11 protein-coding genes are annotated in these 13989 nt (G+C 65.6%); 7 read left to right on the top strand and 4 right to left on the bottom strand.

Annotation, left to right across the window (positions count from 1 at the left end):
• The first annotated feature begins 147 nt into the window (after positions 1-147).
• Together PMI20_RS04450 and PMI20_RS04445 are read left to right on the top strand one after the other, a co-directional pair.
• A complete protein-coding gene (locus tag PMI20_RS04450) occupies positions 148-1092 on the top strand; it encodes a LysR family transcriptional regulator (RefSeq protein ID WP_007928950.1) in 945 nt (314 codons plus the stop codon).
• 222 nt (positions 1093-1314) lie between these two features.
• The gene (locus PMI20_RS04445) at positions 1315-2931 is read left to right on the top strand and encodes an alkaline phosphatase family protein (RefSeq protein WP_007923815.1); all 1617 of its coding nucleotides are present in this window, start codon (positions 1315-1317) and stop codon (positions 2929-2931) included.
• 228 nt (positions 2932-3159) lie between these two features.
• Here PMI20_RS04445 and PMI20_RS04440 read toward each other — a convergent pair whose 3' ends face one another.
• Positions 3160-4065: a TauD/TfdA dioxygenase family protein gene (locus tag PMI20_RS04440; RefSeq protein ID WP_007932926.1), complete on the bottom strand. Its 906-nt coding sequence runs from the start codon at positions 4063-4065 to the stop codon at positions 3160-3162.
• Between the two features lie 183 nt (positions 4066-4248).
• Here PMI20_RS04440 and PMI20_RS04435 point away from each other — a divergent pair, with 183 nt between their 5' ends.
• The gene (locus PMI20_RS04435) at positions 4249-5169 is read left to right on the top strand and encodes a LysR family transcriptional regulator (protein WP_007932927.1); all 921 of its coding nucleotides are present in this window, start codon (positions 4249-4251) and stop codon (positions 5167-5169) included.
• A 220-nt stretch (positions 5170-5389) separates the two neighbouring features.
• On the opposite strand, the gene PMI20_RS04430 is transcribed toward PMI20_RS04435, so the two are convergent.
• A complete protein-coding gene (locus tag PMI20_RS04430) occupies positions 5390-6412 on the bottom strand; it encodes an ABC transporter substrate-binding protein (RefSeq protein WP_007932510.1) in 1023 nt (340 codons plus the stop codon).
• Positions 6413-6801: 389 nt separating this feature from the next.
• Here PMI20_RS04430 and PMI20_RS04425 point away from each other — a divergent pair, with 389 nt between their 5' ends.
• The 3 genes from PMI20_RS04425 to PMI20_RS04415 are packed head-to-tail and all read left to right on the top strand — an operon-like array spanning position 6802 to position 10846.
• Positions 6802-8397 carry an ABC transporter permease gene (locus PMI20_RS04425; RefSeq protein ID WP_007932505.1) on the top strand — a complete coding sequence of 532 codons (1596 nt, stop codon included), beginning with the start codon at positions 6802-6804 and terminating at the stop codon, positions 8395-8397.
• Positions 8394-9221, top strand: coding sequence for an ABC transporter ATP-binding protein (locus tag PMI20_RS04420; RefSeq protein ID WP_007932504.1), 828 nt, complete (start codon positions 8394-8396; stop codon positions 9219-9221). The genes PMI20_RS04425 and PMI20_RS04420 overlap by 4 nt, the downstream gene beginning before the upstream one ends.
• A gap of 14 nt (positions 9222-9235) precedes the next feature.
• Positions 9236-10846, top strand: a complete 1611-nt coding sequence (locus PMI20_RS04415) for an arylsulfatase (RefSeq protein ID WP_007932502.1) — start codon at positions 9236-9238, stop codon at positions 10844-10846.
• 112 nt (positions 10847-10958) lie between these two features.
• Here the strand turns inward: PMI20_RS04415 and PMI20_RS04410 are convergent, their stop codons facing one another.
• Entirely contained in the window at positions 10959-12152 is a 1194-nt protein-coding gene (locus tag PMI20_RS04410) for a fatty acid desaturase (RefSeq protein ID WP_007923797.1), read from the bottom strand.
• A 100-nt stretch (positions 12153-12252) separates the two neighbouring features.
• Here PMI20_RS04410 and PMI20_RS04405 point away from each other — a divergent pair, with 100 nt between their 5' ends.
• Complete coding sequence (locus PMI20_RS04405; protein ID WP_009041634.1) at positions 12253-13257, top strand: AraC family transcriptional regulator; 1005 nt, start codon at positions 12253-12255, stop codon at positions 13255-13257.
• 45 nt (positions 13258-13302) lie between these two features.
• Here PMI20_RS04405 and PMI20_RS04400 read toward each other — a convergent pair whose 3' ends face one another.
• On the bottom strand, positions 13303-13989 hold the full coding sequence (locus PMI20_RS04400; protein ID WP_007921527.1) for a Crp/Fnr family transcriptional regulator: 687 nt from the start codon (positions 13987-13989) through the stop codon (positions 13303-13305).

The raw sequence follows: 13989 nt of genomic DNA, 5'->3' as shown, positions 1-13989 counted from the left end.
TCCTGGGCAAAAAACAGACTGATCCGTATATTCTTTTAAGTTATTTATTTATGTTTTTAATAAGATTTACGGAATAAGAGATTGCCTTTATAAAGAGTCGACCTAATGCATAGCCAATGCATTTCCCCGATATTTTCAATGTGAAAAATGCATATCGATCTGCGCCAGCTCCGTCACTTCATCGCCCTCGCCGAACAGCGCAGCTTTGTCGCGGCCGCCTTGGCGGTGAACCTGTCGCAATCGGCCTTCAGCCGCAGCATCCAGGCCCTGGAGCACAGCGTCGGCTGTCAGCTGGTGGATCGCGGGCGCAAGGACCTGGCACCGACCAAACAGGGGCTGGTGCTGCTCGAACATGCACGGCGGCTGGTCAGCGGCGCGCAGCAACTGGCCAACGAGATCAGCCAGTTCAACGGCCTGGAGGCCGGCGAGCTGCGCTTCGGTTGCGGGCCGGCGCCAGCAGCAGGCTTGATCCCGCGGGCCATCGGCAGCTTTATCGGGCGTTACCCCAAGGCCCGGGTGCAGTTCCAGGTGGATGACTGGCAAACCCTGAGCAAACGCCTGCTCAGCGAAGAGTTCGAATTTTTCGTCGCCGACACCCGGCAGTTCGAAGCCAACCCGGATTACCTGACCCAGCGCCTGCGCCCACGCAAATGGCATTTCTGCTGCCGCGCCGGGCACCCGCTGGCCGAGCAGGAAAGCGTCACCGCCGCCGAGCTGATGAGTTACCCGCTGGCCGCGACCATCCGCCCGCCGAACCTGCGCAAGGTCGTGGTCGATCTCAGCGGCCGGCCGGATTTCGTCCCGAATGTGGAATGCGAGAACAGCTACAGCCTGCTCGGCGTGGTGATGCGCTCGGACGCGATCGGCATCATCGGCGCCTACAGCGATGCGCTGCACAATGCCCGGGGCGAGCTGGTGTGCCTGAAGGTCGAAGGCCTGGCCGACGACCTGGAGGAGCTGTACACCCGCTACGGCATCGTCAGCCGCGCCGGGTACCGGCTGTCGCCGCTGGCCGAGGCGATGATCGAGGAGATCAAGCGCACCGACGCGCTGGATGAGGATCTGTGTCCGCTGGAGAATTTCGCGGTCTGAAACACCGCACCTGTAGCCGCTGCCGCAGGCTGCGATCGCCCCGAAGGGGCGCGGCGATTTCAATATCGCTGAAGGCCTTCGGCCTTATCGCAGCCTGCGGCAGCGGCTACAGGGGTCGCCTTCGCCCATGCACATCACGCATGAAAATCATGCGCCAAATGCGCTTGTCGGAACGCCCCGCGACAGCGAAAACCCTCACCTGTCTTTCGATCGGTGAAGCCCATGTCCAACCCCATCCAACCCGTGCGCAACGTGCTGTACATTATGTGCGACCAGCTGCGTCGCGATTACCTGTCGTGCTACGGCCACCCCCATCTGCACACGCCGAACATCGACCGCCTGGCCGCCGCCGGCGTGCGCTTCAGCCGCGCCTACACCCAGGGCACCATCTGCGGGCCGTCGCGGATGTCGGCCTACACCGGGCGTTACGTGAGCAGCCACCAGGTGGCGTGGAACGCCGTGCCGCTGCCCCTGGAAGAGCTGACCATCGGCGACTACCTGAGCCCCCACGGCATCCGCACCGCGCTGGTGGGCAAGACCCACGCCACACCCAACCTCGATGCCCTGCAGCGCCTGGCGATCGACCCCGAGAGCCAGCAGGCCGAGGCCCTCAACGAGGTCGGTTTCGAACCCTATCTGCGCCACGACGGGATCTTCCCCGACAGCCCGCTGTTCGACGACAAACGCGAGTCGGCGCCCTACACCCAGTACCTGCGCGAACAGGGCTACCAGGGGCGCAACCCCTGGCACGACTGGGCCAACGCCGCCGCGGGTGAACAGGGTGAAATCCTCAGCGGCTGGAAAATGCGCAACGCCCACCTGCCGGCCCGCGTCCCCGAGCAACATTCGGAGACCGTCTACACCACCGACCGCGCCCTCGACTTCATCCAAGAGCAGGGCGAGCAGCCCTGGTGCCTGCACCTGTCCTATATCAAGCCGCACTGGCCCTATATCGCGCCGGCGCCCTACCACGCGCTGTACACGGCCGAGCAGGTGATCGCCCCGGTGCGCGCCGCCGCCGACGAGGCCAGCGACCACCCGGTGTATGCCGCCTTTCGCCAGCATCAGGAGAGCCAGAACTTCTCCCGCGACGAAGTGCGCCTGAACGTGGTGCCGACCTACATGGGCCTGATCAGGCAGGTGGACGATCAGCTCGGCCGCCTGTTCGATTTCCTGCAAAGCAGCGGGCGCTGGGACGACACCCTGATCGTGTTCACCAGCGACCACGGCGACTTTCTCGGCGATCACTGGCTGGGGGAAAAGGAGTTTTTACTGGAGCCGGCCGTGGGCGTGCCACTGATCGTGCGCGACCCACGGGCCTCGGCGGATATCAGCCGCGGCACGCTGGACGAGCGCCTGGTGGAAACCATCGATGCCCTGCCGACCTTTCTCGACGCCCTGGGGTTGCCCGGCGCCGAACACCGGCTGGAAGGCCGCTCGCTGATCCCGCTGTTGCACGGCACGGCGGGCGACTGGCGCCGCTATGCCATCAGCGAATACGACTACGCGTTCCAGGCCCCGGCCCGCGAACGCCTGGCCCAGCCCATCGACCGCTGCCGCATGACCATGGTGCGCAGCGAGCGCTGGAAATACCTGGCCTACGACGGCTTCCGCCCGCAGCTGTTCGACCTCTACAACGACCCCCAGGAACTGCGCGACCTCGGCGCCGACCCGGCCTATGCGGCGGTGCGCGAGGAACACCTGGGGTATCTGTTCGACTGGCTGCGCGGGCTGAAGCGGCGGACCACCATCAGCCACGAAGAGATCGACCTGCGCGGGCAACGCTTTCGTTATGGCGAACCGGAGGCGGAAAAGGTAGTGCAGATCGGGGTGTGGTAAGGCGGCGGTTTCAAGGGCCCCATCGCGGGCAAGCCTCGCTCCTACGGTAGGAGCGAGCGGGCGGCGATCCGACTTGCCCGCGAAAAAGTTCAAACCCACCGCGCCCCTGTAGCCGCTGCCGCAGGCTGCGATCGACCCGAAGGGGCGCGACGGCTCCAGGATCGCCGAAGGCCTGCGGCCTTATCGCAGCCTGCGGCAGCGGCTACAGAGAGCCTTGGGACGCCTCTGTCACAGCCCCTTGATGGTCTGGCTACGTTGCCCATGCACACCCACCGGCACGTCGCCCTTGAGGGTCACGCGGCGGACCACGCGGTCCTGGGTGCCGTAGTCGTCGACCGCGTAATGCTGGGTCGAACGGTTGTCCCAGATCGCCACGTCACCGGCGGTCCAGCGCCAGCGCACGGTGTTTTCCAGACGCGTGACATGGCTTTGCAACAGGTTGAACAGGTGCGCCGAATCGGCCTGGGTATAGCCCTTGATGCGTTTGACGAAATGCCCGAGCACCAGGCTCTTCTCGCCGCTCACCGGGTGCACGCGCACCAGCGGGTGCTCGGTCTCGTAGACAGTGGAGGTGAACACCTTGCGGTAGCGCTCCAGCTTCTCCGCCGACACGTCGGGCTTGGCCCCGGCGTAGTCGTATTCGTTGCTGTGCACCGCCCAGAGCTTGTCCGCCAGCTCGCGCAGCTCCGCCGGCAGTTCGTTGTAGGCCGCGGCGGTGTTGGCCCAGACCGTGTCGCCACCGGAGGCCGGCGCCACCACCGAACGCAGGATCGAGGCCTTCGGGTAGGCATCGACGAAGGTCACGTCGGTGTGCCAGGAGTTGGCGCGCTGGCCCTCGGCGCCGTCCAGTTCGAGCAGGTAACGGGTGCCGTCGCGCACCGGTACGGTGGGGTGTGCCACCGGCTCGCCGAGCAGGTGGGAGAAGGCTTCCTGGCTCTGGTCGTCGAGGTGGGCCTGGCCACGGAAGAAGATCACCTTGTAGTCCACCAGCGCCTGCTGGATGGCTTCGACCGTGGCGGCATCCAGCTCGCCGGAGAGTTGCACGCCACGGATCTCGGCGCCGATACGGCCGGCCACCGGGTGGATCTCAAGCGCATGAACAGCGGGTTTAACGGCTAGTGCGGCATTGCTCATCGGGTAGACCCTCGTCTGACTGCTTACGGTTGAGCGGCAGCGAAACAACGCTCTATCTATATTCTCTTTAGATCTAATAGATATTCACGTGCTTCGTTGACGGAATAAGAGCTTGCATTTAAAACCTCATTCCTCACTCGTCGCAAATGCCTTCGGGCTATTTTTCGGATGCCGGGAAAGCATATGGATCTTCGCCAGTTGCGTTACTTCATCGCCCTCAACGAACACCGCAGTTTTGTCCGCGCGGCCGACGCCATGGGCATCACTCAGCCGGCCTTCAGCCGCAGTATCCAGGGCCTGGAGCAGGAGTTCGGCTGCGTGCTGGTGGACCGTGGCAACAAGGATTTGCGTCCCACCCCGGAAGGCCAGGTGGTGTTGCAGCACGCCCTGAGCCTGGTGCAGGGCGCGGCCTTGCTGAGCAGCGAAGTGACGCAGATGACCAAGCTCGACGCTGGCGAACTGCGCTTCGGTTGCGGCCCGGCGCCGGCGGTGAAACTGGTGCCCGACGCGGTGGCGCAATTCACCGGCATCCACCCCAAGGTGCGCATCTGCCTGGAGGTGGATAACTGGGAAAAACTCAGCCGCAGCCTGAGCCGCGAAGAGATCGAATTCTTTATCGCCGACATCCGCCATTTCGAAGCCGACCCGAACTTCCAGACCCAGCCCCTGACGCCCAAGCGCGGGGTGTTTTTCTGCCGTCCGGGGCACCCGCTGCTGGCCAAGGAAAGCCTGTCGACCAACGACATGTTCGACTACCCGCTGGCCACCACCCTGATCCCGCCGGGGATCCGCAAGCTGCTGGCCAACCTCAGCGGGCGCATCGACTTTTCCCCGACCATCCAGACCGAGCATTTCCCGGCCCTGGTGAAGATCGTGCGCCAGTCCAATGCGATTGGCGTGGGCACCGAAGAAGCCTTCGTCGAGGACATCGAACAGGGTTCCCTGGCGCTGCTGCACTGGCGCAACCTGCCGCAGAACATCGAGAGCATGAACGCCCGCTGCGGCATCGTCAGCCGCACGGGATTTCGCCTGTCGCCGGCGGCCCGCAAGATGATCGAAGTGCTGGTGGCGGTGGATCGGCAGCAGGTCAGCATGGCGTCCTAGGACGCCATCGCGGGCAAGCTCGCGCCTACAGAAGACGCAATCTGTAGCCGCTGCCGAGCCCGCGAGGCTGCGATCGGCCCCGCAGGGGCCGCAAAACCATGCACCGCCTTCCTCCTGGTAAACCGCATGGACAGATTTGGCGAGGACTGCGTCCTCGTACGCAGCCTCGCAGGCTCGGCAGCGGCTACGGGACGTATTCCAAGCGGATTGCCAGGTGGCCTTATAGACCGGCGGCCGCCAACTGCGGCGCCACCCATTCGCTGACCTTGAACGGCTTGCGGATCAGTCGCTGCTGCGCGGCCAGGTCCACCGCGTCCTGCAGTTTGCCGAGGAACACCGGGTCCAGGGTCGAGGGGAAGATTTCGCTGAAGCGCTGATCCTTGAGGTCCTGCTGCAGCACCGCCGGCGGGTAGCTGGCCAGCCCCGACACCAGTTCGATATAGGCGTCCTTGTTGCTGTCCTGGGTCAGCCACTGCACCGCCTGCTGTTGGGCCTTGAGCAGCTTCTCCACCACCTCGGGATGGGCATCGACGAAGGTGCCGCTGCCCACCAGCACCGCCTGCACGCTACCCGCGCCGCCCAGGTCCTTGGTGTTCAGCGGCACCTCGGCCAGGCCCTTGGCCTGCAAGGCGTTCAAGTTGGAACCGCCCCAGGTAGCATCGATCTGCTTCGCCGCCAGCGCCGCGACCGCCGCGTTGAAATCCAGGTTGATGATCTTCAGGTCCTTCTCGCTCAGACCCTGGCTGGCCAGCGCGGCATCCAGCGACAACTGCGTGGCCGTGCCGCGGAACACCGCGACCCGCTTGCCCTTGAGGTCCTGCAAGGTCTTGATCCCCGAGCCCGGCACCACTCCCAGGTACTGCTTGACCCCACGGGCGGTGGCGCTCAGCAGGCGGGTGTCCAGGCCGTTGGACTTGCCGATGATTGCCGCCAGGTCCCCCAGGTAGGCCAGGTCCACCTGACCGTTGGCGAAGGCCTCGTTGATCACTGGGCCGGCGCCCTTGAAGTAGTTCCACTGGATGCTGATGCCCTGGTCGGCGAAGGCCTTTTCGAAGATCTGCTGCTGGCGCAGCACGTCCGTCACCCCGCCGCCGCTGTGCTGGGTGCCGGCGCTGAGGTCCGGCACGGCGATACGGATCTGCTTGAGTTCATCCGCCTGGGCCAGCAGCGGCAGGTACCCCAGGAGCCCCGCCAGGGCCGGCGCGGCGAATAGACTGAGGACGCGTTTGAAGGGAAGGTTCATAAGGTGTGGCTCCTGGCTGCGACGGGCATTGAGGAGCAGAAGGTAGGCTCAAGGCGATCAAAACTTTAAATACTATAAATTCACATTTTAATAACCTGTTCGAATAAACCAGCCAGGACGCGGCTCTGCGCGGCGTATGCATGGTCAGCATCGAAAATATTCTCCAAATGCATTGGATGCGGCGTGCCTGGAGGCCTTAAATGGCCTCTCTTATCTCCCAATAGCATCGATATAACTTTTTATATAACCAAACACGAACTGTAGGAGCGAGCTTGCTCGCGATAGGCCGCAGGCCGGTTTTGGCCCTGATGCCGCTATCGCGAGCAAGCTCGCTCCTACAGAAAGAAGACGGTTGAAATCAGCAAGAAACCCGACAACGGAGGTCATCCATGGCCCGTGTTTCCCTTCTCAGCTTGCCGTTGGCCGCGCCCGCCGATAAGCCGCTGTCCTGGCCGCGCATCCACCGGCGGCTGTTGCCCTGGCTGCTGCCCCTGGGCCTGTTCGCCCTGTGGTGGCTGGCCAGCCGCAATGCCTGGATGAGCGAGCAGATCCTGCCGGCACCGGCATTGGTCTGGAGCAGCGCGCTCGAGCTGGCCGGCGGCGAGCTGTGGAGCCATCTGGCGATCAGCCTGCAACGGCTGGCCTGGGGCCTGCTGGCGGGCATCGGCGCCGGCGCCGTGCTGGGCGCGGCGCTGGGTTCCAGCCGGCGCCTGGAACGCCTGGTGTTCCCCACCTTCGCCGCCCTGTCCCAGGTTCCGACCCTGGCCTGGATTCCGCTGTTCATGGTGTTTTTCGGCATCGGCGAACTGCTCAAGCTGGTGGTGCTGGTCAAGGCCATCGTGGTGCCGGTGACCCTGCATACCCTGGTCGGCGTGCGCGACGCCCAGCCCAGATTGCGCGAAGCCGCCGCCGTGCTGCGCCTGCCGCCGCACCTGCTGATCCGCCGGCTGGTACTGCCCGCCGCCCTGCCCGCCTTCATGGCCGGCGTGCGCCTGGCCCTGGCCGCCGGCTGGACCTCGCTGCTGGCGGTGGAGCTGCTGGCCTCCAGCGAAGGCATCGGCTACCTGATGGTCTGGGCGCGCCAGCTGTTCATGCTGGATATCGTCTTCGTCTGCATCGTGGTGATCGGGGTGATGGGCGTGGCCATGGACCGCGGCATCGGCCTGCTGGACAAGGCCCTGGTGCACTGGCCGCACCCGGCCATCGCGCAGATCCGCCGCGGCCCGCGCTACCAGGGCTGGCAACGCCTGCAGCCGTGGCTGCTACCGCTGTTCCTGCTGGCGCTGTGGCAAGTGGCGAACCAGCTGGAATGGGTCGACGCCAATATCCTGGTGAGCCCGCTGGCGGTGCTGCAAACCACTTGGAACGGCCTGCTCGACGGCAGCCTGTCGGGCGGCCTGGGCCTGAGCCTGCGGCGCACCCTTGGCGGCCTGTTGCTGGGGGGCGGCCTGGGGTTTGCCCTGGGCCTGCTGCTGGGCCTGTCACCTCTGAGCGAACGTCTTCTGGGGCCGACCCTGGCGGCGCTGCGGCAGATCGCCATTTTCGCCTGGGTGCCGCTGCTCACCGCCTGGTTCGGCCTCGGGGAGCTGGCGAAATGGGTATTTGTCGCGCTGGCCGCGTTCTTCCCGCTGTTTATCGCCACCCAGCGCAGCGTCGCCAACCTGTCGCCGCAACTGACCGAGGCGGCGCAAGTGCTGCGCCTGAACCTCTGGCAACGCCTGCGCCGCCTGGTGCTGCCGGGCGCCGCGCCGGGGATCTTCGCCGGCCTGCGCCTGAGCCTGATCTACGCCTGGCTGGGGACCATCGGCGCGGAATATTTCATGCCGTCCAACGGCGGCATCGGCAGCCAGATGATCGGCGCCCAGCAGCTGCTGCGCATGGACCTGATCATGGCCGGCATGCTCCTGGTGGGGCTCACCGGCGCCCTGCTCAACCTTATTGGCCAACAGCTCGAAACCCGCGCCACACGCTGGAGACACGCATGAACGCACTCGTACCTTCCCCCATCGTCAGCTTCAGCCATGTGGGCAAGACCTTCGAGGTCGCCGGCGGCGAGCTGGAGGCGATCCGCGAATTCAACCTGGAGATTGCCGAGGGCGAATTCGTCGCCATCGTCGGCGCAAGCGGCTGCGGCAAATCCACCCTGCTGCGCCTGCTGATCGGCCTGGATACGCAGTTTCGCGGCGAGATCCGCGTCGACGGCAAGGCCGTCAACGGCATCGGCGGCGAACGCGGCATCGTGTTCCAGGAGCACCGCCTGTTCCCCTGGCTGACGGTCGAGGAAAACATCGGCCTGGGCCTGGTCAACGAAGCTTTGAGCACCACAGAACGGCAAACCCGCATCACCGATTTCATCGAACTGGTGGGCCTCACCGACTTCACCCGCGCCTACCCGCACCAGCTGTCCGGCGGCATGGCGCAACGAGTAGCCATCGCCCGCGGCCTGGTAGCCAGCCCGCGCATCCTGCTGCTGGACGAACCCTTCGGCGCCCTCGACGCGCTGACCCGCCAGCAGATGCAGGACGAGCTGCTGGCGATCCGCGAGCGGGCCAGGATCACCACGGTGCTGGTCACCCATGACGTCGAGGAGGCGATCTTCCTCGCCGACCGCGTGGTGGTGATGGAGCCGCGCCCGGGCCGAATCAAGCGGGTGGTGGACATCGCCCTGCCCCATCCGCGCCAGCGCAGCAGTTTCGACTTCCACCAGCTGCGCGAAGAACTGCTCCACGAACTGACCCGTGACTATCACTACCAGGTGCCTTTGCCCGCCCAGATCCGTGACCTGCCACTGGCCTTTATTGCTTGCTGATAAGGAGTGAACAGATGCCGCAACGTCCCAACTTTTTGGTGATCCTGGCCGACGACCTGGGCTTTTCCGATCTCGGTGCGTTCGGCGGCGAAATCGCCACGCCGAACCTCGATGCCCTGGCCGAAGGCGGCCTGCGCCTGACCGACTTCCACACCGCGCCGACCTGCTCGCCGACCCGATCCATGCTGCTCACCGGCACCGACCACCATATCGCCGGCATCGGCACCATGGCCGAGGCCCTGACCCCGGAACTGATCGGCAAGCCGGGCTACGAGGGCCACCTCAACGACCGCGTGGTGGCCCTGCCCGAGCTGCTGCGCGACGCCGGCTACCAGACCCTGATGAGCGGCAAATGGCACCTGGGCCTGACCGCCGACCTGGCGCCCCATGCCCGGGGTTTCGAGCGTTCGTTCTCGCTGTTGCCCGGCGCCGCCAACCACTACGGTTTCGAGCCGACCTACGACGAACACACCCCAGGGCTGCTCAAATCCACCCCGGCGCTGTACATCGAGGACGACCGCTTCATCGAGCAATTGCCCAAGGATTTCTATTCCTCCGACGCCTTCGGCGACAAGCTGCTGCAGTACCTCAAGGAGCGCGACCAGACCCGGCCGTTCTTCGCCTACCTGCCGTTTTCCGCGCCGCACTGGCCGTTGCAGGCGCCCGAGGAAGTGGTCGCCAAGTACCGTGGCCGCTATGACGCCGGCCCCGAGGTGCTGCGCCTGGAGCGCCTGGAAAAGCTCAAGCAACTGGGGCTGATCGAGGCCGATGTGGAGCCGCACCCGCTGCTGGGCCTGAGCGCCGAATGGGCGGCCTTGAGCGAGCAGCAGCGGCAGGTTTCCGCGCGGGCCATGGAGGTCTACGCGGCGATGGTCGAACGCATGGACTGGAACATCGGCCGGGTGGTGGACTACCTGCGCCAGCAGGGCCAGCTGGACAACACCTTTATCCTGTTCATGTCCGACAACGGTGCCGAAGGCGCGCTGCTGGAAGCCTTCCCCAAGTTCGGCCCGCAGCTGTTGACCTACCTCAACCAGCACTACGACAACAGCCTGGACAACATCGGCCGCGCCAACTCCTACGTCTGGTACGGCCCGGCCTGGGCCCAGGTCGCCACCGCGCCGTCACGCCTGTTCAAGGCCTTCACCACCGAAGGCGGGATCCGCGTGCCGGCGCTGGTGCATTACCCGCAGTTGGCGCTCAAGGGGCGGATCAGCCATGGCTTCGGCACGGTGATGGACATCACCCCGACCATTCTCGACCTGGCCGGCGTGCGTCATCCCGGCAAACGCTGGCGCGGCAAGGAGGTGGCGCCATTGCGCGGCAAGTCGTGGCTGGGCTTCCTGTCCGGCGAGACCGCGCAGGTGCATGACGAACACACGGTCACCGGCTGGGAACTGTTCGGCCGCCGGGCGATTCGCCAGGGCCAGTGGAAAGCGGTGTACATCCCCGGCCCGGTGGGCCCGGCGACCTGGCAGCTGTACGACCTGAGCCAGGACCCGGGGGAGATCCACGACCTGGCCCAGAGCGAGCCGGGCAAGCTCGACGCGCTGATCGGCCATTGGCAGCAGTACGTGGACGAAACCGGGGTGATCCTCAGCGCCTCGCCGTTCCAGCCGGATTGAGGCAGTAGCCGCTGCCGCAGGCTGCGATGGTCCGGGCCACGCTGGTCGCAGGACCGCCTAGGGCCTTGAGATCGCTGCGGCCGTTCCGGCCGATCGCAGCCTGCGGCAGCGGCTACAGGGGGAAGATGCCGAAGGTTGTAGCGTCAGGAAAATCGTTATCGCGGGCAAGCCTCGCTCCTACAGAAGCAGAGGCTTGCCCGCGATTGGCCCTCAACGCCGATACATCACACCCCGACACCCCGACACCCCGCACCGCCTGCGCCGCCACCTGTTCCTTGCGGATAAAGCGGTTGGCCCGGCCGAAGGTGCCGAAATCGTTGAAGCGCACGCCCATCTCGGCCATCACCTTGTGCGCCACCGGCGCGGTCAGTTGGCGGATGTAGAAGGGTTCCTTGACCACGAAATGATGGATGCCGTGGGTGCTGCCGAAGTTGCAGCAGAACGCCTGCAACGGCCACAGCCACCAGGGGTTGAGCACCTGGGTCTGCTGGATCACGTTGCCCGCTTCGATGTCGCCGTAGTAGTGCATGTTCGAGCTGACAAAATGCAGGCAGAAGGTGCGCAGCACGTTGGGGCCGACGATCACCACCACGGCGATATCGAGCACCTGCATCACCGCCAGGGTGCTGGCCGACCAGTCGATGGGTGAACCCAGCAGCGCGGCGACGCCATTGGCGGCGTGGAAGCCGAGGAACACATACCAAGCCCCCCAGTGCAACAGCGCCAGCGGCGCGTACACCTTCAGGGTGCGCTTGAGGATGCTGCGCTTGTGCGCCCAGGTCCTGGCGCGCAGGGTGCGGATCAATGACGACATGACATTGTCGCCAACCATCAGCAGGCGGGCGATGCCCCAGGGCTCGCCGTTGGTGATGGCGCGCTCCTCCATATCGGCCTCGGTGCCGGACACCTTGTGGTGATTGAGGTGCAGATGGCGGCGGATCCACGGGTTGATGGTGCTCGGCCGCGCCAGCCAGACCAGCGCCAGCATCAGGTTGTGGGGGACGCGCTGCTTGCGGAAATACATGCTGTGGATCAGGTCGTGTTCCAGCTCGTGGGTCAAGGAGGCAAAAAACGCGTTGAGCAGCAGGCAGGCCCACCAGGCCAGGTACCCGCCGATATAGAGCGCCGCCGTGCCGATCATCCCGGCCAGGGCCAAGGCCAGAATGCCTGCGCCCAGCGCGTCCTGATGCTTGAGCAGCGGGTAGCGCTCGCGCAACTCGACGCCCCTGGCCAGCACCACCTCGCGAATACGCGCCGATCGTTGCTGTGCATTCAGCCGGTCGGGACTTGCAGAAGTACCGTACATGCTTCCATCCTCTGGTTATTGATGTTCGCATCCTGCCCTGCGCCCACGCGCCGGGCGCTAGCCGCGGACGCCAACCTGTTGACCGGACGCGCCAACCGCCATGACCGAACCCACTTCCCTCGCCAGCTGGACCCGCGCCCTGCGCAAGCAGCTCGATGCCCTGGGCCTCGACAGCACCGCCTTGTGCCACCAGGCCGGCCTCGACCCACAACTGATGGACGATCCCAACGCGCGTTACCCGCTGTCGGCCACCACCCGCCTGTGGCAGCTGGCGGTGCAGGCCAGCGGCGACCCGGCCATAGGTTTGCGGGTCTCGCGCTTCGTCAGCCCGACCACCTTCCATGCCCTGGGTTATGCGCTGGTGGCCAGCGGCAGCCTGCGGGAAGTGTTCGAGCGCATCGTGCGTTATCACCAGGTGGTCAGCGATGCCCTGGAGCTGGAGCTGACCCGCACCGAGGACCGCTATCGCTTTCGCCTGAAGGTCCCCGAGGGCAATCCGGAGCCGGCGGTCGAGGCCATCGACGCCTTTGTCGCGATCTACGTGCGCACCTGCCGCAACCGCCTGGGCCGCGACTACGCGCCGCTGGCGGTGTACCTGCGGCGCCCCGAGCCGGCGGACCCCAGGCAATGGCACACGGTGTTTCGCGCGCCGGTGTTTTTCGGCGCCGACGAGGATCGCCTGGAGTTCGGCCTGCACGATTTCGACAGCCACCTGGACGACGCCAACCCGGAACTGGCCGAACACAACGAGGCGGTGCTCAAGCGCACCCTGATGCAACTGCAACCCTTGACCTGGGAGCGCAAGGTGCGCGGGGTGATCGAGGCCCAACTGCCGGAAGGCGAACCTTCGGCGGAACGGGTGGCCCAGGCCCTGCACCTGAGCCTGCGCAGCCTGCAACGCCACCTGGCGGACGAGGGTTGTCGCTTCGACACCCTGCTCAACGAATGCCGGGAGAACCTCGCCCTGCTGCACCTGCGCGACCCGCAGTGCTCCCTGAGCGAGATCAGCTACCTGCTGGGGTTCGCCGACGCCAGCAGCTTCAGCCGCGCGTTCAAGCGCTGGACCGGGATGACCCCGGGGCAGTTTCGCGATGGGTTGCGTTAGCCGTGGATTGGCGGTGGTAGGGCCGGCCTCATCGCGATCTGCAGGTCAAACTCCGGCCAATACCCGCAACCGCGCTTCGTCGAGGATCTCGATCTCGCCGTAACCCAGCTTGAGAATGCCCTGGCCCTGCAAGTCCTTGAGGATCTGGTTGGTGGTCTGGCGCGACAGCGACAGCAGCAGCGCCAGTTGCTCCTGGGGCAGGTGCAGGACCCGCCGCGTGGTGTCGGTTTCGCCGTAGCCGCGGGCGATCATCAACAGGCGGTTGGCCACCCGCGCCGGGGCCGGCATCAGGCTCAGCTGTTCGAGGTTGATAAAGGTCAGGCGCAGCTTGTGGCTCATCAGCAGCGCCAGCTGCCGCCAGTATTGCGGGTGTTCGTCCAGCAGTTCGAGCAGCGCCGCCTGGGGCACATTGAGCAGGCTGCACGGGCCCACGGCATAGGCGTCATGGGTGCGCGGCTGGCCGTCGAACAGGCTGATCTCGCCGAACCAGTGCGGCGCCTCCACCAGGCTCAGCAGCGCCTCCTTGCCCTCCTCGCTGACCGCGCCGATGCGCACCGTGCCTTCCAGTACCGCGTACAGGCCGCAGGGCGGATCGCCGCGCTGGAACAGCCGTTGGCCCGGCGCCAGCGAGCGCAAACGGGCATTGGCCAGCAGACTATTCTGTAATTGAACGGGCAAGCGGCTGAACCACTGGCCACTCATCAGGCGCTCACGCCAGACCTGCATCTTCAT

It is taken from the genome of Pseudomonas sp. GM17, from assembly GCF_000282175.2.
Taxonomy (GTDB): domain Bacteria; phylum Pseudomonadota; class Gammaproteobacteria; order Pseudomonadales; family Pseudomonadaceae; genus Aquipseudomonas; species Aquipseudomonas chlororaphis.
The sequence above is the reverse complement of the archived record's forward strand: the minus strand, read 5'-3'. Positions and strand labels throughout refer to the sequence as shown.

What these genes read in the sequence shown, in the direction of transcription:
- PMI20_RS04425 (WP_007932505.1), top strand. Translation starts at nt 6,802, where the DNA reads ATGGCCCGTGTTTCCCTTCTCAGCTTGCCGTTGGCCGCGCCCGCCGAT.
- PMI20_RS04435 (WP_007932927.1), top strand. Translation starts at nt 4,249, where the DNA reads ATGGATCTTCGCCAGTTGCGTTACTTCATCGCCCTCAACGAACACCGC.
- PMI20_RS04445 (WP_007923815.1), top strand. Translation starts at nt 1,315, where the DNA reads ATGTCCAACCCCATCCAACCCGTGCGCAACGTGCTGTACATTATGTGC.
- PMI20_RS04420 (WP_007932504.1), top strand. Translation starts at nt 8,394, where the DNA reads ATGAACGCACTCGTACCTTCCCCCATCGTCAGCTTCAGCCATGTGGGC.
- PMI20_RS04450 (WP_007928950.1), top strand. Translation starts at nt 148, where the DNA reads ATGCATATCGATCTGCGCCAGCTCCGTCACTTCATCGCCCTCGCCGAA.
- PMI20_RS04410 (WP_007923797.1), bottom strand. Translation starts at nt 12,152, where the DNA reads ATGTACGGTACTTCTGCAAGTCCCGACCGGCTGAATGCACAGCAACGA.
- PMI20_RS04400 (WP_007921527.1), bottom strand. Translation starts at nt 13,989, where the DNA reads ATGAAGATGCAGGTCTGGCGTGAGCGCCTGATGAGTGGCCAGTGGTTC.
- PMI20_RS04415 (WP_007932502.1), top strand. Translation starts at nt 9,236, where the DNA reads ATGCCGCAACGTCCCAACTTTTTGGTGATCCTGGCCGACGACCTGGGC.
- PMI20_RS04440 (WP_007932926.1), bottom strand. Translation starts at nt 4,065, where the DNA reads ATGAGCAATGCCGCACTAGCCGTTAAACCCGCTGTTCATGCGCTTGAG.
- PMI20_RS04430 (WP_007932510.1), bottom strand. Translation starts at nt 6,412, where the DNA reads ATGAACCTTCCCTTCAAACGCGTCCTCAGTCTATTCGCCGCGCCGGCC.
- PMI20_RS04405 (WP_009041634.1), top strand. Translation starts at nt 12,253, where the DNA reads ATGACCGAACCCACTTCCCTCGCCAGCTGGACCCGCGCCCTGCGCAAG.